The sequence below is a fragment of the Luteibacter anthropi genome, assembly GCF_011759365.1.
Taxonomy (GTDB): Bacteria; Pseudomonadota; Gammaproteobacteria; order Xanthomonadales; family Rhodanobacteraceae; genus Luteibacter; species Luteibacter anthropi.
On sequence record NZ_JAARLZ010000006.1, the window covers coordinates 164726 to 183255 of the forward strand.

Annotated in this window: 28 protein-coding genes; 22 read left to right on the forward strand and 6 right to left on the reverse strand. The window is 60.9% G+C overall.

Annotated features, from left to right (window positions below; translation table 11 throughout):
- Positions 1 to 19 precede the first annotated feature (19 nt).
- On the forward strand, positions 20 to 685 hold the full coding sequence (locus tag HBF25_RS12610; RefSeq protein WP_166948930.1) for a BRCT domain-containing protein: 666 nt from the start codon (positions 20 to 22) through the stop codon (positions 683 to 685).
- A gap of 613 nt (positions 686 to 1298) precedes the next feature.
- A complete protein-coding gene (locus HBF25_RS12615) occupies positions 1299 to 2228 on the forward strand; it encodes a DUF4760 domain-containing protein (RefSeq protein ID WP_166948932.1) in 930 nt (309 codons plus the stop codon).
- Positions 2229 to 2314: 86 nt separating this feature from the next.
- On the opposite strand, the gene HBF25_RS12620 is transcribed toward HBF25_RS12615, so the two are convergent.
- The 3 genes from HBF25_RS12620 to HBF25_RS12630 form a co-directional block, all read right to left on the reverse strand.
- Positions 2315 to 2566 (reverse strand): hypothetical protein, encoded by a 252-nt coding sequence (locus HBF25_RS12620; RefSeq protein WP_166948933.1) that lies wholly within the window; start codon positions 2564 to 2566, stop codon positions 2315 to 2317.
- A 280-nt stretch (positions 2567 to 2846) separates the two neighbouring features.
- Positions 2847 to 3677, reverse strand: a complete 831-nt coding sequence (locus HBF25_RS12625; RefSeq protein WP_166948934.1) for a hypothetical protein — start codon at positions 3675 to 3677, stop codon at positions 2847 to 2849.
- Between the two features lie 243 nt (positions 3678 to 3920).
- Positions 3921 to 4646 carry a S24 family peptidase gene (locus HBF25_RS12630; protein WP_166948936.1) on the reverse strand — a complete coding sequence of 242 codons (726 nt, stop codon included), beginning with the start codon at positions 4644 to 4646 and terminating at the stop codon, positions 3921 to 3923.
- 95 nt (positions 4647 to 4741) lie between these two features.
- Between HBF25_RS12630 and HBF25_RS12635 the strand changes: the two genes are divergently transcribed.
- The 7 genes from HBF25_RS12635 (at position 4742) to HBF25_RS12665 (ending at position 8349) form a co-directional block, all read left to right on the forward strand.
- Entirely contained in the window at positions 4742 to 4993 is a 252-nt protein-coding gene (locus tag HBF25_RS12635) for a helix-turn-helix domain-containing protein (protein WP_166948937.1), read from the forward strand.
- 199 nt (positions 4994 to 5192) lie between these two features.
- A complete protein-coding gene (locus HBF25_RS12640) occupies positions 5193 to 5651 on the forward strand; it encodes a phage regulatory CII family protein (RefSeq protein WP_166948939.1) in 459 nt (152 codons plus the stop codon).
- 1 nt (position 5652) lies between these two features.
- Positions 5653 to 5964: a hypothetical protein gene (locus HBF25_RS12645; protein ID WP_166948940.1), complete on the forward strand. Its 312-nt coding sequence runs from the start codon at positions 5653 to 5655 to the stop codon at positions 5962 to 5964.
- A complete protein-coding gene (locus HBF25_RS12650) occupies positions 5961 to 6347 on the forward strand; it encodes a MarR family transcriptional regulator (RefSeq protein ID WP_166948941.1) in 387 nt (128 codons plus the stop codon). Before HBF25_RS12645 ends, HBF25_RS12650 begins: the two co-directional genes overlap by 4 nt.
- The gene (locus HBF25_RS12655) at positions 6344 to 7165 is read left to right on the forward strand and encodes a helix-turn-helix domain-containing protein (protein WP_166948943.1); all 822 of its coding nucleotides are present in this window, start codon (positions 6344 to 6346) and stop codon (positions 7163 to 7165) included. Before HBF25_RS12650 ends, HBF25_RS12655 begins: the two co-directional genes overlap by 4 nt.
- 1 nt (position 7166) lies before the next feature.
- Positions 7167 to 7778 carry a hypothetical protein gene (locus tag HBF25_RS12660; RefSeq protein ID WP_166948944.1) on the forward strand — a complete coding sequence of 204 codons (612 nt, stop codon included), beginning with the start codon at positions 7167 to 7169 and terminating at the stop codon, positions 7776 to 7778.
- A 121-nt stretch (positions 7779 to 7899) separates the two neighbouring features.
- Positions 7900 to 8349, forward strand: a complete 450-nt coding sequence (locus HBF25_RS12665; protein WP_166948946.1) for a NinB/YbcN family protein — start codon at positions 7900 to 7902, stop codon at positions 8347 to 8349.
- Here the strand turns inward: HBF25_RS12665 and HBF25_RS12670 are convergent.
- Positions 8298 to 8732, reverse strand: a complete 435-nt coding sequence (locus HBF25_RS12670; RefSeq protein WP_166948947.1) for a hypothetical protein — start codon at positions 8730 to 8732, stop codon at positions 8298 to 8300. The genes HBF25_RS12665 and HBF25_RS12670 overlap by 52 nt on opposite strands.
- Positions 8733 to 8791: 59 nt before the next feature.
- Between HBF25_RS12670 and HBF25_RS12675 the strand changes: the two genes are divergently transcribed.
- From HBF25_RS12675 to HBF25_RS12685, 3 genes are all read left to right on the forward strand, one after another.
- Positions 8792 to 9226, forward strand: a complete 435-nt coding sequence (locus HBF25_RS12675) for a nuclease domain-containing protein (RefSeq protein WP_243853209.1) — start codon at positions 8792 to 8794, stop codon at positions 9224 to 9226.
- Positions 9223 to 9666 carry a hypothetical protein gene (locus HBF25_RS12680; RefSeq protein WP_208392558.1) on the forward strand — a complete coding sequence of 148 codons (444 nt, stop codon included), beginning with the start codon at positions 9223 to 9225 and terminating at the stop codon, positions 9664 to 9666. Before HBF25_RS12675 ends, HBF25_RS12680 begins: the two co-directional genes overlap by 4 nt.
- Positions 9667 to 9944: 278 nt before the next feature.
- Entirely contained in the window at positions 9945 to 10361 is a 417-nt protein-coding gene (locus HBF25_RS12685; RefSeq protein WP_166948949.1) for a hypothetical protein, read from the forward strand.
- Positions 10362 to 10451: 90 nt separating this feature from the next.
- Here HBF25_RS12685 and HBF25_RS12690 read toward each other — a convergent pair whose 3' ends face one another.
- Positions 10452 to 10781, reverse strand: coding sequence for a hypothetical protein (locus tag HBF25_RS12690; RefSeq protein WP_166948950.1), 330 nt, complete (start codon positions 10779 to 10781; stop codon positions 10452 to 10454).
- A 222-nt stretch (positions 10782 to 11003) separates the two neighbouring features.
- Between HBF25_RS12690 and HBF25_RS12695 the strand changes: the two genes are divergently transcribed.
- The 4 genes from HBF25_RS12695 to HBF25_RS12710 are packed head-to-tail and all read left to right on the forward strand — an operon-like array spanning position 11004 to position 12764.
- Complete coding sequence (locus HBF25_RS12695) at positions 11004 to 11543, forward strand: glycoside hydrolase family 19 protein (RefSeq protein ID WP_166948952.1); 540 nt, start codon at positions 11004 to 11006, stop codon at positions 11541 to 11543.
- Positions 11540 to 12049 carry a hypothetical protein gene (locus HBF25_RS12700; protein WP_166948953.1) on the forward strand — a complete coding sequence of 170 codons (510 nt, stop codon included), beginning with the start codon at positions 11540 to 11542 and terminating at the stop codon, positions 12047 to 12049. The genes HBF25_RS12695 and HBF25_RS12700 overlap by 4 nt, the downstream gene beginning before the upstream one ends.
- On the forward strand, positions 12046 to 12273 hold the full coding sequence (locus HBF25_RS12705; RefSeq protein ID WP_166948955.1) for a hypothetical protein: 228 nt from the start codon (positions 12046 to 12048) through the stop codon (positions 12271 to 12273). The genes HBF25_RS12700 and HBF25_RS12705 overlap by 4 nt, the downstream gene beginning before the upstream one ends.
- Positions 12270 to 12764, forward strand: coding sequence for a hypothetical protein (locus HBF25_RS12710; protein ID WP_166948956.1), 495 nt, complete (start codon positions 12270 to 12272; stop codon positions 12762 to 12764). The genes HBF25_RS12705 and HBF25_RS12710 overlap by 4 nt, the downstream gene beginning before the upstream one ends.
- Before the next feature lie 43 nt (positions 12765 to 12807).
- Here the strand turns inward: HBF25_RS12710 and HBF25_RS12715 are convergent, their stop codons facing one another.
- The gene (locus tag HBF25_RS12715; protein ID WP_166948958.1) at positions 12808 to 13167 is read right to left on the reverse strand and encodes a hypothetical protein; all 360 of its coding nucleotides are present in this window, start codon (positions 13165 to 13167) and stop codon (positions 12808 to 12810) included.
- A 90-nt stretch (positions 13168 to 13257) separates the two neighbouring features.
- Between HBF25_RS12715 and HBF25_RS12720 the strand changes: the two genes are divergently transcribed.
- The 6 genes from HBF25_RS12720 to HBF25_RS12745 are packed head-to-tail and all read left to right on the forward strand — an operon-like array spanning position 13258 to position 18477.
- Complete coding sequence (locus HBF25_RS12720; protein ID WP_208392559.1) at positions 13258 to 13884, forward strand: putative metallopeptidase; 627 nt, start codon at positions 13258 to 13260, stop codon at positions 13882 to 13884.
- A gap of 32 nt (positions 13885 to 13916) precedes the next feature.
- The gene (locus tag HBF25_RS12725) at positions 13917 to 14390 is read left to right on the forward strand and encodes a DUF2280 domain-containing protein (protein ID WP_166948959.1); all 474 of its coding nucleotides are present in this window, start codon (positions 13917 to 13919) and stop codon (positions 14388 to 14390) included.
- Positions 14365 to 15681: a phage terminase large subunit family protein gene (locus tag HBF25_RS12730; protein ID WP_166948961.1), complete on the forward strand. Its 1317-nt coding sequence runs from the start codon at positions 14365 to 14367 to the stop codon at positions 15679 to 15681. The genes HBF25_RS12725 and HBF25_RS12730 overlap by 26 nt, the downstream gene beginning before the upstream one ends.
- Positions 15681 to 17159 carry a DUF4055 domain-containing protein gene (locus HBF25_RS12735; RefSeq protein WP_166948963.1) on the forward strand — a complete coding sequence of 493 codons (1479 nt, stop codon included), beginning with the start codon at positions 15681 to 15683 and terminating at the stop codon, positions 17157 to 17159. The genes HBF25_RS12730 and HBF25_RS12735 overlap by 1 nt, the downstream gene beginning before the upstream one ends.
- Complete coding sequence (locus tag HBF25_RS12740) at positions 17134 to 18213, forward strand: phage minor head protein (RefSeq protein ID WP_166948965.1); 1080 nt, start codon at positions 17134 to 17136, stop codon at positions 18211 to 18213. The genes HBF25_RS12735 and HBF25_RS12740 overlap by 26 nt, the downstream gene beginning before the upstream one ends.
- Positions 18214 to 18243: 30 nt before the next feature.
- The gene (locus HBF25_RS12745) at positions 18244 to 18477 is read left to right on the forward strand and encodes a hypothetical protein (RefSeq protein WP_166948967.1); all 234 of its coding nucleotides are present in this window, start codon (positions 18244 to 18246) and stop codon (positions 18475 to 18477) included.
- Positions 18478 to 18530 lie beyond the last annotated feature (53 nt).

Sequence of the window (18530 nt, forward strand, 5' to 3'; positions counted from 1 at the left end):
ACAGCTATCAGGGGGATGGATGATGTTCAAGAAGGATGATGGCGCTGCTCCGAAGGCGACCATGACGCGCAGTTGGCGCATGGACCGCTCAACAAATGAGCTCATCGGGATATGCCGCGGCATCCTCGCCGACGGTGAGGTGAATGTAACGGAGGCGAAGTTCCTACTCGGTTGGCTTGATAGGCACTCCGAGTTTGCCGATCAGTTTCCCTACTGCGTGCTCTATCCACGGGTTGCAGAGGCGCTTCAGGACGGGGTGCTCGACCTAGATGAAGAGCGGGAGCTGCTTGAGGCATTGACCGCTACCGTGGGCGGGGAGGCCGCCCATTCCAATGGTGCCAACAGCTTGAGCACCGAGCTGCCTTACGATGTGCCTCTGCCTACAATCCTTCATTCGGCGAGCATCTTCGTGGTCACAGGGACCTTCAGTTACGGAAAGCGCCGTGTAGTTCACGAGGCGATCGAGATGCGTATGGGTGTCGTACGGAGCGCGGTGAGCGCGTCTACCGACTACGTCCTTGTGGGGGAGGTCGGGTCGCGCGACTGGGCCCATTCCTCGTATGGCCGGAAAATCCAAGATGCAATGACCTTCAGGAACCAGGGGGCCATGATTTCGATTATCCCCGAAAGGCATTGGGTTTCTTCGCTAAAGCCAGTTGTGAAGGAAGGCGTGAACGAATACTGAGTCTCACGAAGGCTGCATAATGGCCGTTGAGCGGATCGGTATCGGGGGAGCCACGGTTGATCGAAGGCCTTCAATGGAGGGTTGCTCGGTTGCCGCTATACCCAAGCCCTAGAACGCTTGCGCCAAGTAAGGGGAGGGGCTCAAGTCGCCAAACGGGGGGCGCCCGGAAGATCGGTGCCCGGGTGCCGGCCACACCATTTCCCATGACCTAGCGCAGGGCATGGAGCACGTCCTGCCCCCCCCTGCGGGCGGGAGGTGGTATTCTGAATCGGCAGAGGCTCATCGTGCCGGAAGGGGCACTGCAGGAGTTTCCGTGGGGCCGCGAAATGTGTCCGCACAGGCTACCGGGGGTCTTGATCTTGAACGAAATCGACTCAGGGCCGGCGATTTGCACCTGCGATGCTCAAGTGGTGGTATAATTGAACTCAAAGATTTCCTCGGGGGAAAGGGTCTAAGTATTGATTCTGCGCCCCAGAAGTGAGACAAAAGAGTTGAATCACCACCAGGGTAAGACCATGAAGATGAGCCGCGGAACGACCGACTGCTAAAAATACGTGATTAATTGTGAAAAGAAGGGTCCTTACGGGCCCTTTTTTACGTCAGGGGAAAGGGAATGTTAGCTAAACGGAAGGCCACGCTTACATATTTGTTTGAAAAATATGACGGAGGCAGTGCTGCGACGCTATTTTTGAGCGTTGCGTCGATGCTCATCATAGGCACGTCTTTTTTTAATGGAGTGCTGACCGCAAGCGCAGCAGGCTATTTTCTAGGATTCTTTTCAATAACGTTGGTTTCATCCTTCTTTCGCCCGATCGTGGCAATGGCCGCAGATGGGTACGAGTCAATGGTGCAAGTAGTATTAGCAACTTGGATGTTGCTTGTATTCGCAATCGCTTCTTGGTGTTCTTGCTATTTCTTAGTAACAGGCGTAGTCAGCTCGGGCACTTCGGGCTTGAAGCTTCTCGATATACCTACTTTGTTGGTTGCGATCGGTGTCGCGTCTACTGGTTGGTACGTCAGTTCGCAGCTTACTCGCCGTTCACAGAGAACAAGTCATGCAGTGTCTCTTGTTCTCGGGTCAAGGACAAATGGAGAGTTTCAGAAACATAACGACCGCGTCCGGAGATATCTACCCGATAAGAACTTCTTAGATGCCGTCGACGAGAAATTCTTTGGGCCATTGGCACTGCGTAAAGCATATGAAACTTATCTTGCCACGAAGTCTGCTGAGGCGCTTTTCGATCTAAAGCAAGCGAAGGCGATTGAATCAATTAAGTACATGCTCAACTACTATGAGTTCATGGCGGTCGGGGTTCGGTTGGGCGATATAGAGGATAGAATCCTATACGACACAATTGGAGGCAGCGTATGCGCTCTCCACGATCGCACGGAAAAGATTCGGAAATGGATGGTTGCGCCCGATGGAGGCAAGCAGATACTTGCTTTTGAGTATCTTGACGAATTGGTCCACAGGTGGAAAAACATGACCGCAGATGATGAGGTCGAGCGTCGTAAGGCGACCGATGGCACCTGGCGGCGATGAAGAAAAACCCCGCCTCAGCGGGGGTTTTTTGTGATTATCACGACGGATTCATTGAGGAATTCGGTCCTCCGCGGCGGTCGCGCTATTCAATCGAGTGCCACGGCAATCGCGAGTGAGACGCCAGTTACGACGGCCAGCCACGACGCCCAAGAATTCTCCATGAGCGCTATGGCCTGGAGCTTTGCAATGACTTCGTGTGACCTGGCGTCTTTGTCGACAATCCCTGCCACTTGCACGGCTATCTTTGCTGAAGCATTCCACAGGACGCCGGAGAAGAGCGAGGATATAGCGCCGATGACGGCCAGAAGTTGCTTGGCAGTGGATTTGAGGAATGTCATGTTCGAACTTCTCTAGTGGTTGATCCCATAGAAGGTTCGGATCATCCGGGAAATCCTTTAGCCCACCCGCTCCGTCAAGCTCTCCCTATAGTCCCCCGCATACCCAAAGTCCGGCGCCGGCACGGGCTCACTGAACCAGAAGTTGGTGAACGGGGCGACGTCCGGGGCGAGGAACCAGTGGACGTGACCATCTGAATCCATCGCCCACCACCTGGCGAGCTTCGGGGCCTGCGACCAGTCTACGGCGGGGTGGGGCATGTTGGTGTCCTCTGACGATGCCTTAAAGACCTTTGGTCTGAGCCTTGGACGTCGCCTCATCGCGCAGGGGCTTCAGTTCTCTGCTCTCGTACTTAATCGAGTGCGTGATCTTGAAGTTGTCGCCACTGACCACATGCGAGATATCGGTTTCGTCCTTAAGCCATCCCTCGTACTGTGACATCCGTCCGGTGGCAATTGCCATTCCCCAATCTTGCCTGCGTGCTTTGTACAGATCATCGGACCAGGATCTCTCAGGGGGCGATGTTGGGCCGTACTTCTTTCGCAGCAAAGTGGATGCCTGATCAAAATCGTCAAGATAGCTGTTGTCCGATCTGTGCTCTTCCGTGAAGACGTATGCGCCAGCTACAAGCTTGTCGGCAGCAAAGGTGAAAACGGCGAGAGCTTTTAGGCCGGCGACGCTGGTACTGTAAGCAACGAGGTTCGGCCTCCGAACCAGTGGCGACCCTTCCTTGGTGACGACCGATTGCATCGAATCTCCCCAGCTGGAGTCCCTGAAACCTCCGATTGTTACAGCGAATCCGAGAGCTCCTTCAAGAGCCTTACCGACGCGCGCCACCTCTGATCCGCAAACGTCTAGCCGGATCCTATATTCCTCGACACTCTCCCTGCCCAGAGGCGCTAGAGCATCTATGCATTTAGTCTCGACCGCTGCCAGAGCTTCGATTTGCATTCCGAAGTTTTTCGATGCCGGCTCGTCCCGAAGTGATGCATAAATGGGCGCGGTTTTTCCAGGAGTCTTGGACTGCATCTCCTTGGCCGCCCGAGCAATCGCCTTGAACCTTGCATATGACTCGAGCGATGCGCTCGCGAGCGCGCCTTGAACGTGTGTCATGATGGTCTCGGTATATCCTCCCGCGCGACATGCACTTTCCGACGGTCCCACACCCCGGCACTGCGCGGCCACATACGCTACCTGTGCGGCAGTCGTCGGCTTCAATGGAGTCACCTCCGGCAGGGTGGACGCTCCCGAAGCGGATGCAGCTATCGAACCTAGGACTATCGATGCTATTGCCCCGGCTAACGCGGGACCCCTGGCTGGTGCAGACATTACTTGCTCCTTGCGCGGTGAGGCTTTTCAGAATTCCTTAAGCGTCCACGCAGCCAATGCCATCCCACCTATCTCAAGCTCGCTCTTGTCGACATCCAGGGGCTCAAAGGCAGGGTTGGCGCTCAATATCCGCAGCTTGTCGCCTCGCCACTGGAGACGCTTGACCTGCACGCGGCCGCCAAAGCGGAAGACATAAGCGGCATCGTCCACAAACTGCTTGACTCGCGAGTCAATGAAGATGAGGTCGCCGTCGTCGTACATGCCGCGCATGCTCTGGCCGCGGCCGGTGATGACGCGAACCGCCTCGATGGGAACACTCTTGAGCTTGGTAGCAGCCCATTCCCGCGTCACCTCGACGAATTCGACTATCTCTGGATAGTCGCCCACGTAGTCACCACGTCCCATCCCTGCGAAGCCCTCAAGAAGCGGAAAGCGAACATAGCCCTCCGCAGTCTCAGATCTCGCTACTGGATGAGATTCTAACGCTGCTGTCGTGGACTCATCCCAGTGCGGCTGATCGAGCCAGCCGTCGGGGTGGCCGAAAGCGCGGTCGATCTCGCGCGCGATCTTGGGGCCGATGTTCTTGACTCGGCTCTCGCTCGCAAAGTGGTTCACCTGCGCCGGCTGCTTGTTAAGGCGCTCGGCGAGCATGGCGAGCCCCCCCGCCCTGGCGTAACCGGCCCGGCCAGCCTCGCGCTCCAGTTGCGCGACGAGGGAGCGAAGGTTCCGGTAGCGAATCTCGTAGGTGTCCATCCTAGAGATGGTGGCGGGCGTTACCATCGAGGTAAACAGCCTGGCGGGTAAATATACCCTTGCGGTAAGTATACCTTTGAGGTAAGTTTGCGCACATGGACGCAAAGACCTACTTCGTGAAAAAGGACGGCCGCCTCTCCCGTGAAGGGAACGAGCTGCGCCGTGTAGCCGACTTCTGCGACGTCTCTCCGTACTACCTCTACATGGTGGTCACCGGCCACAAGACGCCGAGCCCCGAGCTTGCCGCCAACCTCGAGCACGCCACCGCAGGCGTCGTGGACCGGCGCGTAAGTCTCCCGGCCTTTCGCTGGGATGCCCCGGCGAAGCCGCGAAAGAAGGCCGCCTGACATGGCCACCGATCTCCTCTCCCTGATCGGGTTCGCACTCGTCGTCCTCTGGCCGTCCTGGGCTTGGTCGGACAGGCCGCCTCCGCGGCCTCCGCGTTCCTGACCATCCCTTCCTCGTCCGACCTCCCCCTTGATCTCCATGGCGCCGACTGTACCGACCGACCCGCGCGCCGTCCCCATGAACGAGAGCCCCGACCTCATGCACATCCTCGACGCTGCCTACCAGACGGTTTCCGAATACCCGGGCGGGGCGACTTCTTTGGCCCCGCGCGTCGGTCTCGCCCCGGGCACCCTGAGCAACAAGGTCAACCCGAACTGCTCGACCAACCACCTCACGCTCGCCGAAGCCAACAAGCTGATGGCCGTCACCGGTGACCACGGCATCCTTCAGGCGATGGCGTCAGATCATGGGTACGTCCTGATTCGCGTCGAAGGCGGAGCCGAGGAGGGTGACGTCTTGCACGGCATGCTCGACCTGGGTGTCGCCGAAGGCAACTTCTCGCGTGAGCTGCACGACGCTCTTGCAGATGGCGTCATCACTGGCAACGAGATGGCGGGCCTGAGCAGGTCTGCGGTCGCCTACCAGGGCGCGCTGATTGGCTTGCTGCGCCGCCTTCGTGCCGAGCACTCCCGGCGCGGGGTTCCGCAGGAGGGCTGACATGGTCGAGATCATTCGCCAAGAGGACAGGCTGGTCCGACCGGTGCGCGCCGTGGGAAGCCCTGCTGCTCAGCGAGCTGAGCAGCCCCTGGCCCGAAACCCCCGCTTCAAACGCTTCGTTTCCCCGCTCGGCGAGCCTAGCGATGTGAATAATAGGGAGGGACCTGAAGCCGCCGGTTCCACCATGAAATCAAAATTGCCGATCTTTCCCCTCACCACGCAGCCTGCTCGTTCGCGGCGGATGCTTGAGGTCGCCAGCGTTCATTTCGCTGCCATGCGCCGTCAGAGGCATATCGCGGGGACTGAATCGTGAACGTCATTGACGATCAGATGGACATGTTCGCGGAGGCGCCCATGGCGTCAAGGCGGCGGCCGGTGTTGGTCCGCGCGCACGTCCGTAGGTTGGAGACGCCTGCCGCCCGGGCCAATGACAGCGATACATCTCACGTTGCCGCCCGGAAGCACACATCTACCGGCCAGCGCCAGTCGAACCTGCAGGCTGTAGCCGACCTGGTCAGCCGTATGCCTGGCCTGACCAGCTGGGAGTTGTCCAGGTTCATCGAGCTGGGACGCGACACTTATCACGAGATCGCTCGGCGTCTGCCCGACGCAGTCACTGCCGGCGCCGTGAAGAAGGGGGTAGTACGCGCCTGCACGGTGACCGGAAACCAGTCAACGACATGGTGGCCAGTATGAGCACGACCCTTATGGGCCTGTGCTGGCCGTTGCAGATGCCTCCTACACCAAAGGCCGTCCTGATCTCGCTCGCGGACAACGCGAACGACCAGGGTTACTGCTGGCCGTCGCTGTCGAAGATCAGCGAGCGCACCTGCTTCGGACGCACTGCGGTTATCGATGCGGTGAAGTGGCTGGAGGCACGTGGCGCGCTGAAGGCTGACCGCAGTGACCGCTATCGCACGACGTACATCATCACGCCAGCTGGATACGCGCCTGAACAACTAGTCCGGAAGACGAACCAGTCCGGCACGCGTACTAGTTCGGATGGCGACGCACTAGTCCGCCTCGCGGACGACGAAGTCCGGGAGACGGACGACGAAGTCCGCCAGGCGGACACTAACCGTAAAGAACCGTCATTAACCGTCACTAAGAGCAACCGTCAGAAGCGCGCACCCGCGCTTGTCGATCTATCGAAGTTCGATTTCTCGGCGTGGCCATCTGAACCCGGAGCCCAGGTCTTCACCGACTGGATCGGCTTGAGGAAGAAAAAGCGCGCCGACGTCAGCGAGACGGTCATGCGGACTATGGGCGCAGAACTGCACCGAGCGGCGGCAAAGGGATACACGGTGGACGAGGCGCTGGGGATCTGCGTGCTACGCGGCTGGCAGGGTCTTGAGGCGAAGTGGCTTGACCCGAAGACGGGAGGAAATCATGCAGCGGATCGAAACGATCATCGAGAAAGCCTTGCCGAGCGGGCCGAGAGGCTCTACGTCGAGGGCGAGGCCCGGGAAGCCGCCAACGCGGCCAATCAGAGGGGGCTCGGTCATGGCTGGTGACATGCCCACTCCGGCAGCGATGCGGCAGCTTTGGTTGCGCATGGTCGCGATCTACGGCGCGAAGTGGGCCAGCGTCCACGGTGCCGCTGCGGAGACCGATGCCGGCAAGCTGACCGAGACGGCGAACACCTGGGTGCGTGGATTGGCTGGCGTCACCGGTGAGCAACTGGGCGCCGGACTGAAGGCTTGCGTCTCCTCGTCCGATCCCTGGCCGCCGACGCTGTCCGAGTTCCGTGCGCGCTGCATGGGCATACCAAGCTTCGCCGCGGTGCAGCTGATCCTTGGGGACAAGACGCGACCCATGACGCCATTCGTGCGTCAGGTGTGGTCGTACGTGGACGCCTATCGGTTCCGCGCCGCCACCAGCGACAAGGCCGAGAAGATCCTGCGCGACGCCTACGAGCTGGCCCGTGAGCATGTCATCAACGGCGGAGCGCTTCCGGAGCCGGTGGCCGGCGCGCTCGAACAGGACAAGCCGGAATTCAAGGCGGCGCCGCCCGAGGTCGCCGAGCGCCACATTGCCGAGCTGTCGGAGTTCCTGCGTCGCCGCGCTGCGCAGGTGCAGCAGGAGAGGGCGACCAACCTCAGCCCCGACCCTCCGGAGGCGGCCTGATGCTTTCGGCCCTCCTTACGCATGCCCTGATCTGCCTACGCCACGGCCACGAATGGCGCCGCGCGCATCGCCGCGATGGATCGTCCTATCTCCGCTGCGTGGGCTGCAATGAGGTTCGGGTATGACCGCAGTTGTCGTAAACAGTGCCCAGCGCCTTCAAGAGATCCTCGGCGACATCCGGGAGGCATGGGGCAAGCACCACTACCTTCGAGTCACGATCAAAACTGGGAAGGATCGAACGCTAGACCAGAACGCCATCTCCCACGCTTGGTACGAACAGATCGCGCGCGAGTTGCGCGAGGACACGCCAGAGGGAGTGAAGCTTGAATGCAAGCTTCTTTTCGGGGTGCCAATACTTCGTGCACAAGACGAAGAGTTTCGGGAGATGTACGACGCTTCGATGAAGCGCTATCTGTCATACGAACAAAAGGTGAGGGCCATGCGGTACTTACCCGTCACGTCGCTCATGACGACGATGCAGCTAAGTCGCTACCTGGAGGACATGCAGCGGCACTTCGATCAGCGCGGCGTGCGCCTGGAGTTTCCAGAGTCATCAGGTAGGGTTTCGTGATGTCCGGACACGCAATCACTCGCGGCTTTTTGCGAAGCGATTTCCTGGGCCCGCGCCGAGTCAACATAGTGCGCGGTAAAGATCACGGAGCCTTCCGCGATGAATATCGCGACCATCAGGCGAAGAAGCCCGATGGCCCGTTTCAGCGGATGTTCTTTCCATGGAATAGGGTTCCTAGCGTAGTAGTAGAGCACGGCCAGACTGACATATACCAGGCCGATCAGTGCCACGAGGTAGCTGAGGGCGATTGCGTTTTTGCTGATACCAAGCGATTCCGGGTGGTAGGCAAAAATCCCCAAAATCACAAGTATTCCGCAGGCAAATCCTACGTGCTGGCCGAGGTCAAGGATGTCCTTTATGTGTTCTTGTGTCGCCTTGTTCACTTCTTGCTCCATTCCATTCATCACATTGCCTGTTATCGGCACTAAGTGGACGAGCTGAAATGCTGAAGACCACCAAACCCCTCTCGCGCAAGACACCCATGCGTCGTGGGTCGGCGCTCGGCCGCGTGCCCTCCATGGGCAGGGCCGACGGCGGCGCCAAGGCCGTCGAGGCTCTGGCATTCCCGAAGCGGTCCGCCATGAAGCGGTCCCGGTCGAAGACCACGGCAGCACGACAGGACGCCAAGGGTAAGCCCTGCATGATACGCATCCCTTGCCGTTGCATCTTCGATCCGACGGTATTGGCTCACTACCGGCTGGGCACTGGCGGCGGCCGTAAGCCGGATGACGAGCAAGGCGCCTGGGCGTGCTTCGTCTGCCACGAGATCGTCGACGGCCGCATGGAGGCACCCGAATTCACCAAGGAGCAAATCCGCCTTATGCACGCCGAGGGCGTGCTGCGCACTCAGGAAGCCATTCGGAAGGAGACTGCATGATCCTCGCCATCGACCCTGGCACATCCGACTCCGGGTATGTCGTCTTCGAAGACGGCCGAGCACGCGACGCCGGCGTGATCTCGAACCGCCAAATGCTTGGCTACATCGAGGTCTGGGACTATCCGGTCGTCGCCATCGAGATGATCGCCAGCTACGGGATGCCTGTGGGCGCTGAGGTTTTCGAGACCGTGCGCTGGATCGGCCGCTTCCAGCAGGCTTGCCGCGACCCCGAGGCTGTGCGACTGATCTACCGAAAGGACGTGAAGATGCACCTGTGCGGCACGCCGCGCGCGAAAGACGCGAACATCCGTCAGGCGCTGATCGACAAGCTGGGTGCGCCCGGCACGAAGAAGAGCCCGGGACCGACCTATGGCGTGAAGTCCCACGCGTGGGCCGCCCTCGGCGTTGCGGTGACCGCATCGGAGACACCCCGTGCATGACCGTTTATCACCACCTGGGCCGGGCAATCGAGATCATGCGCCGGGAATCCGACCCGATGAAGTGGGGACCGATGATCGAGCGGTTGAGCCAGGAAGAGCAGGCGGAGTGCCGGCCGTGGCTGAGAGAGCAAGCCAAGCGTGTCCTCCGTATAAGACGCGATACCACACAGTTTCCATCGCAGACCTCCGGACGCGCATCCAGGGGCTAAGAAACAGAGCCTTGGGAATCGAAGCCGAAATCCAACGGGCAGAAGCAGAATTAGAGCGGAGAGAGCGACATGCGCCGTAAAAACGAACTGGAAAATCGACTCCGCGAGTGGGCGGACGAGTACCGACAGCGAGACGATAATCACGGGTGGCAGGGGATTTCCCCCACGGCCATCCTGGTGAAGTGGGGCGGCCGGCCGCCGGATGGGCAAAGCCAACCCGAGCATGCGACGCCGGCGGACGAGGTGGAGCAGGCGGTCCAGGCGCTCCAACAACAGAAGGACGGCTTCAGGGCAGCAATGGCTCTGCGGTGCGAATACTCGATGACCCGCTGTGCCGAGGAGCACAAACTTCAGAAGCTTCGGGCTATGGGCCTGCCGATGCGGAGAACCCTGTTCTACGATGAGCTGTGGGTCGCGCGCACGCATGTGGCGGCATGGCTGCGTATCCCTGCTTCGGTGGAGCTTCCCGTTGCTGAAGCTGTGTAAAAAAGTGCTTGCGTCCGGACTTTTTTTGCGGATACTCGCGCCTAGTCAGTGGTGTCACTGATCTGAAAGCCCGGCCATGAGCCGGGTTTTTCATAGGTGGCCGACTAGTTTCCACTTGGTGTAGAGCCCAGCGGCCAATACAACCGCTACGGTTGTCGCAACCATCGAGTGATGAACCCTTGGTGGCGCTGTTTCCCACGACTCCATGTACAACAGCGAAGAGAGCGCCGCGGTGGCGCCCGTAACGATGCCAATCAGGATTGCAAGGGGCCACTCGAACCAGGATGTTTCGGCATCCTTATGGTAAACGACGCTCATGCTCAGGGCGTTCAAGCCCGCAAGGAAGGCTACGTTCTTTACGAAGTCTATAGTTTCTTTCCGTGGAAGCCGGCCTAATATTTTCCCGAAGTTTCTAAGCATTCCCTTTCGTCCTGATTCGGTCGACAGGACATAGTTTACGGTCAGGCCTGCTACATACCCATAACCGCCCCGACGTGACGTCGTCGCTGGGCTGCCCTTGCTATGCGCGTTTCTCACACCCTGGCGCGCAATCGACTCCGCTGTCGGCAACGGCTCGTTGTGCCTGACCACTTTTTTAGGGGCCGCCAGTGCTTCGGCACGGGCCCATTCTCTGGAGTACCCATGGACGCCAAGACATTCGCCTCGGCGGCCGGGGTATCGGCGCCGCGCGCCGCCGAGTGGGCCGGCCCGGTAACTGCCGCTATGGCGGAGTTCGGGATCGATACGCCCGCGCGGCAGGCTGCCTTCATCGCTCAGGTCGGTCACGAGTCGGCCAGCTTTGCCTACACACGCGAAATCTGGGGTCCGACAACGGTCCAGTTGAAGTACGAAGGCCGCGCCGACCTGGGCAATACCCAGAAGGGCGATGGCTCGACGTATCGCGGCCGCGGCCTGATCCAGATCACCGGCAGAGCGAACTACGCCAAGGCCGGCGCCGCGCTCGGACTCGACCTGGTGCGTAACCCGCAGTGGTTGGAGAGCGCGCATCTCGCCGCTCGATCGGCCGGCTGGTTCTGGAAGGCCAATGGCTGCAATGCGCTTGCGGATCGCGGCGACTTCGTCGGCCTGACGCGGCGCATTAACGGCGGCACCAATGGATTGTCCGACCGGCAGCTGCGGTGGGGCGTGGCAAAGAAAGCCCTCAACGTGGATACCCGGTGATCGACAACGACCAGGAGCTGGCCAAGGTGTACGACCACGTCGAGGCGACTGAGTCGAATGCGGTTGAAGTGGCGATCCGCCACATCACCGGCTACGCGCCCTTCGTGGGCGCGGCGACCGAAATCGAAGAGCGTGGCATCAGCGCGTTCGAACGGCTGGGTGCCACGCGAGCCGTGACGGGATCTGAGATGACAGAGCTATTGGCCCGCGATCTGCGTCGCTTCGTGCGCTCACTCCGGCCGAAGACCGCGATCTATCCGCAAATGGGGCAGGTGAGGCTTGCCGTGCTCGCCCACGTTGCCATGGTGATCGGGTCGAAGCCGCTGATGGCTTGCCGTCCGCTCTGGGATGCTATTTCCGGGAACCTGTGGGATGACGCCTCGGATGCGTTGCTGATGACTCGTTGGCCAGAAAAGGCCAAGGCCGACGACGAGCGGCGTCGCGTGCTGGAGCTCGCGAGAATGATGCGCACTGGCCTGGTTCCCCATACGTGGGCGCCGGCATGACGAACCTCGCAAATCGCAGTATCCGCGCCCTCAAAGGCGGTGTCGCTGTCCTGGTCTTCCTGATGCTTGGCGTCGCGCTCTCCATGCTGATCAACACCGTCGTTCCGGCCGAGAACCGCGACATGGTGAGCATGGTGGTGGGCGGTCTTCTGGCGAAGGCCACCACGATCGTGGATCACCTATTCCCGACTATTCCCGCGCACAGCAAGGCACCGGAACCATGATTGCCTGGATCGTCATTGCCATCCTGTTGCTTGGGGCGGTTGGGCTGAGGTTCTGGCTGCGCCGCTATCAGGATGGCGAGCCGGCGCCCGTGGCCGTGGCCGCGCCCGAACCTGTTCTACCCACCGCGGCCGAGTCCGCCCCTTCCGAGGATCTACCAATGTCCCTGCTGTCCGGCCTCCTGGCCAAGTTCCAGCTGATTGCCAGCCTCATTCCCCTGCTGACCTCGATGGTGCAGACCGTCGAAGCGGCGCTGCCCGATGGCACGCCCGGGGCCGTCAAGCTCAAGGCCGTCGAGGATGCCCTCGCCAGCGCCTACGCCAAGGAGCAGAACTCCAGCGTCGCCTTCAGCGAGGTGTGGCCGGCTCTATCCGGCATCGCAAGCAGCCTGGTCGCTACCTTCAAGGCGGCGGGTACGTTCACCTCGAGCACGGCTGCAAATTCGGCTCCGAGCACTCTCAGTCCTGCTGCGGCATCCACCCACGTCGCCTGATCAAGTGGTGGCGGAGGCTCTGTGCTTCCGCCACGAGCCACCGTTACTTGGCTTTGGTTGTTTTCCAACTTTCCACATGGAGTAGAACAGCCGCGTCGCCGTCATCGTTCCAGATAGGTGCTTCAGAACCCCAATAGAAGCGATGCCAAACGGTTCCATCCTTTGCTGTAACGCGTGTGTTCTTTCCTTTCCCGCTCCAAAGTGAGACGCGTTCTCCCTTTTTGGCATCAGTACTTGGAAACCACATGAAGTGGCGGAAGGTATTCGATACCGTTCCTTTGCCTGTGTAGGTAGTATCCGCCACCACGTAGTAATGCAAATTGGTGTCCTCAAGCACGGTCATCGCCACGTGCTCTTTGGAGGCATCTCCGTGGTTGAAGATCTCGTCGATCCTAAGCTTCATAACTATCCCCTGTTGTTGAAGTAACGCCAGGCGCTTCCCGGCGCCCACTGAGCATACGGCTAGCGAGTTCTCATATCCATGACAGGAGATATGACGAGACCATTTCCGCCTGCTGGTCTTGGCGAGTTCGTAGACGGGCAGGGCTGGGCCATCGAGAGCTTCGCTCCAGCTCCGGAAGTCACGGAATGGGCCAAGGCCACGTTCCTGGCTGAGGACGGCCAGCTCGCCAACGAAGACCACGCCCACCTCCGGGATGCCTCTATCGCTTTCCTGTGGGCGGCCTCTGGCTTCCCGAAGCGTGGCCGCATGGTCCTCGGCCAGTGCGAGGAGCTCGTGTTCCGCTGTGGTCCCTGGCAGAAGGGCAGGCAGGAGCAGCAAATGCTCCAGTGGTTCGGCCACATCCCGGATTACCTGATCACTCTGGCGGCCGACCACTGCGCCACCTGTTCTGATGCTGAGTTCTGCGCCCTGGTGGAGCACGAGCTTTATCACATAGGCCACGCCAAGGATGAGTTCGGGGCGCCGAAGTTCACCAAGGACGGATTGCCCAAGCTGGAGATGCGCTCACACGACGTTGAAGAGTTCGTCGGGGTGGTTCGCCGCTACGGTCCCAGCGAGGACGTTGCCCGGCTGGTCAAGGCCGCCAGTGCGCCGCCAGAGGTGGCAAAGATCAACATCGCGAGGGCCTGCGGCACCTGCCTGCTCAAGTCTGCCTGACCCCCTGACGGACATGAGACGGAAGCCGCCCTATGGCGAATCTGAACAACGAGGTGAAGGCGTACATCGTCCAAGCCCTGGCTTGCTTCGACACGCCTTCCCAGGTGGCGACGTCCGTCCGAGAGGAATTCGGGATCGAGGTGACCCGGCAGCAGTGCGAGGCCCACGACCCCAACAAACGGGCAGGGCGCGACCTGGCGAAGCGTTGGCGCATCCTCTTCGACGACACCCGCAAGCGCTTCCGCGAGGAGACGGCAGAGATCCCCATCGCCAACCGAGCCTACCGGCTTCGGGCGCTTGGCAGGCTGGCTGAGAAGGCCGAGGGCATGAGGAACCTGCCGCTGACGGCGCAGCTCCTGGAGCAGGCGGCCAAGGAGGTCGGCGATGTCTATGTCAACCGGAGGATCGAGCCGGACAAGGCTCCGGGCGCGAATGACCCTCCGACGGCTGCTGCGGAATATACGCTGAGGCCGGACGAAGATGTACCGACTACCCCGCACCTCTGATGCACCGGTCCAGCTCACCCCCAAGCAGGCGAACATCTATGTGTGGGGCTTCCAGCCGCAGGCGCGCTTTCGCGACGCGGTGTGCGGGCGCCGCTTCGGCAAGACTTTCCTGGGCAAGGCCGAGATGCGCCGGGCCGCTCGCCTTGCGGTGGAGTGGGGCGTCAGCGTCGAGGACGAGATCTGGTACTGTGCGCCGACGTTCAAACAGGCGAAGCGGGTCTTCTGGCGCCGGCTGAAGCAGGCGATACCCGTTGCTTGGCGCGCGACCAAGCCGAACGAGACGGAATGTTCCATCACCCTGAAGAGCGGGCACGTCCTTCGCGTCGTTGGCCTAGACAACTACGACAACCTCCGTGGTTCCGGCCTCTTCTTCGCCCTGATCGACGAATGGGCGGACTGCCCGTGGGCGGCGTGGGAGGAAGTCCTCCGCCCGATGCTGTCGACCTGCACCTACACCTTGCCCAGCGGCGAGGTGCGCAAGGGCGGCCACGCGCTGCGGATCGGGACACCGAAGGGCTTCAATCACTGTTACGACACGTACCAGGATGGGTTGACCGACGGTGAGCCGGATCACAAAAGCTGGCTGTATACCTCACTGCAAGGTGGCAATGTTCCCGCTGAGGAGCTGGAAGCGGCCCGTCGCAAGATGGACCCGCGCACCTTCCGGCAGGAGTACGAGGCCAGTTTCGAAAACTATGCGGGCGTCGTCTACTACACGTTCAACCGGAACGAGTGCAAGACGACCGAGCGGATCAAGCCGGGCGAAGCCCTGCACATTGGCATGGACTTCAACGTCATGAAGATGAGCGCAGTAGTGTTCGTCGTGCGCGAAGGCTTGCCCATGGCGCTCGATGAATTCCATTCGGTGCGCGACACGCCGGAAATGATCGAGAAGATCCAGGCTCGGTTTCCAGATCACGGCATCGCCGTGTATCCGGATGCCAGCGGCCAGAACACCAGCAGCAAGAACGCCAGCGAGTCGGATCTTTCGCTTCTCCGGAAGGCGGGCTTCACGGTCACCGTGGATTCGACAAACCCAAGCGTCAAGGACCGCATCAACTCGGTCAACGCCATGTTGCTCAATACGTATGGCGAGCGCCGGATGAAGGTCAACATCGACCAGTGTCCGAAGTACACGCAGTGCCTTGAGCGCCAGGTCTACGACGACAAGGGGCAGCCGGACAAGAAGGGCGGTTTCGACCACCTGAACGATGCCGGCGGCTACTTCATCGCCAAGCGCTTCCCCGTCCGTTCGATGGTGACCTCTCTCAAACTTGGATTTGCCAGCTGATGACCGACGTCACCTTCACCCGCCGCGAATACAACAAAGCGGCGCGGCGCTGGAAGCTCGTGCGCGACTTCTGCGCGGGCGCCGAGGCGGTCAAGGCCATGCCGGAGGCGTATCTCCCCCGGCCGAATCCACACGACAAGTCGGAAGAGAACAAGAGGCGCTACGACACATACGTCGAGCGCGCCCAGTTCTACGGCGCAACGGGACACACGAAGCTGACCCTCGTCGGCGCCGCCTTCCGGACCTGGCCGACGCTCACAGTTCCGACAGCCCTCGACCTGGTCAAGACCGACGTCGATGGCAAGGGCGTCAGCATCTACCAGCAGTCGCAGGACGTGGTCGGCAACATCCTTGAAACCGGCCGGCATGGCCTGCTCGTGGACTATCCGGCAGTGGACGGCAGCCGCGTCAGCGTGGCAGACCAGCAGTCCGGCGGTGTGCAGCCAACGATCTGCTCCTATCCGGCCGAGGCCGTCATCAACTGGAAGTATCGCCGGGTCGGTAGCAAGCAGCTGCTGTGCCTGGTGGTGCTCAAGGAGTGCGTGGACAAGGACACGCCCGACGGTTTCGGGACGGAAGAGGTGGCCCAGTACCGCGTGCTTCGCCTGAATGACGGCGGCAACTACACGCAAGAGGTCTGGTCGACCGAAGGCAAGTCGACCACGCTTGCCACTCCGGCATTCACCCCGAACAACAGCTCTGGCCAGCCGTGGAAGGCGATCCCTTTCACCTTCGTCGGCAGCCAGAGCAACGATGCGAGCGTCGATCCCGCGCCGCTCTACGACATGGCCGAACTCAACAAGGGCCATTATCGGAACAGCGCGGACTACGAGGATTCGACTTACCTGGTCGGCCAACCGCAGGTGTACATCACCGGGCTGGACGAGCAGTGGCGTGATTACCTGGAGAAGGCGGGCATCTACGTCGGCTCGCGGTCAATCCTGCCGCTGCCTGTAGGTGGCGCGGCCGGGATACTTCAGCCGCTCCCGAACACCATGGTCAAAGAGGCCATGGACGCCAAGGAGCGGCAGCTCGTGGCCATCGGCGCGCGCCTGTTCGAACCCGGCAGCGCCGCGAAGACCGCGACGCAAGACCAGAATGAGAGCGCGGCCGAGCACAGCGTCCTGTCGCTGGTTGTGAGCAACGTCAACGAGGCCTACGAGCAATGCCTGCGCTGGTACGCGGAGTTCGCTGGCGTCACCGGTGAGGTCACGTACAAGATCAGCCAGGACTACACGCAGATCACCCTTGATCCGCAGGTCATGGACACGCTCCTGAAGGGCGTGCAGGCCGGCCGTATCCCGGTGTCCGCTTTCTGGCAGTACCTACGCGACCGCGGAATCATCGCTGCCGAGAAGACCGATGACGAACTGCGCGACGAGTTGGAGCAGCAGGACCCGTCGCTGACTTCTGGCGTGCTCGGCGGCGCTCTGGATGACGGGGAGGGTGGCAATGGCGATCTCGGCGGCGCTGGTTGATGCGCTGACCCGGCACCAGGTGCTGATCCAGCGCCTGTCGGCCAACGAAGTGGCGCAGTTCTCGCCAGTGCTGCGCAAGATCGATGCCGAGATTCGTAGCAGGCTCAGCGCGGATGAATTGTCCGAGTTCAGCCGGACGAGGCTGGAGAAGCTGCTGGCCGCGACCACACGGTCGCTGGCTGCGATTCAGTCCGCCTTTGGTGATGACCTGGTCGCGGCGGTGCTGGACTTCGCAGATCATGAGGCTGGCTTCTCGGCTCGGGCGCTCGGCAATGCCGTCGAGGACTTCGATGCGGTGACGCCGGCCGCGACGCAGGTCCGGGCGGCGGTGCTGTCCAGACCGCTCGCCATGCGCGGCGCCAGTGGCGGCAAGCTGCTGGAGAAGTTCGTCGCGGACTGGTCCGTTTCCGAGCGCGACGCCATCGTCGGGACGATTCGCCGCGGCGCGTACGAGGGCAAGACCAACGCCGAAATGGTCCGTGAGATCCGTGGAACCAAGGCGCTCAACTACAACGACGGTCTGCTTAGCACCACGACGCGGCACGCCCAGGCGATCGTCCATACCTCGGTGCAGCACGCCAGTAGCGTAGCCCGTAACGAGACGTTCAAGGCAAATGCCGATGTCGTGGTCGGCCGGCGGCTGATCGCCACGCTGGACAGCAAGACAACGGCCATTTGCCGGTCGCTGGACCAGCGGGTATTCCCGCTGGACTCTGGACCACGCACGCCGCTGCACATCAACTGCCGGACCACGGAGGTCCCAGAGCTGGCCGATGGCTTCAAGGCGCTCCGGAAAGGAGCGAAGCGACCCTCTGTCGTGAACGGCAACGCCGAGCAGGTGCCAGCGGACGAGACGTACTACGAGTGGCTGAAGCGCCAGCCGATGGGCTTTATCGAGACGGCCATCGGGCCGGCGCGGGCGAAGCTTCTCGTGGATGGCGGGCTGAGCCCCGAGCGCTTTGCCGAATTGCAGCTTGATCGGAACTTCAAGCCTCTCACGCTTGCCGAAATGAAGGTACTGGAGCCGCTGGCGTTCCAGAGAAGTGGCATCTAATCTCTTGGCCTCTCAGGAGAGGAAATTCAAATGACGCAAGAGAAACCGTTCGACGTTCCGTTCAAGACCAGGATAGATGCCATTGACGGTGAGGTTGTTCACCTTCGCGCCCGGTATCTCAATATCGATGAGCACAATCAAGGGAAACCTCCGCTTGCCGTGATTGATCGCAACGAAGATCCGGTGGAGATTCTTGAATCTCGCAGAAAGTACCGGCTCAAGGACGGTCGGACGGTTGTCACCAATGAGTCGAACGCGCCCTAAAGCGGCTCAGCAGATCCAAATAGGAACCCGCTTCGGCGGGTTTTTTTATGCCT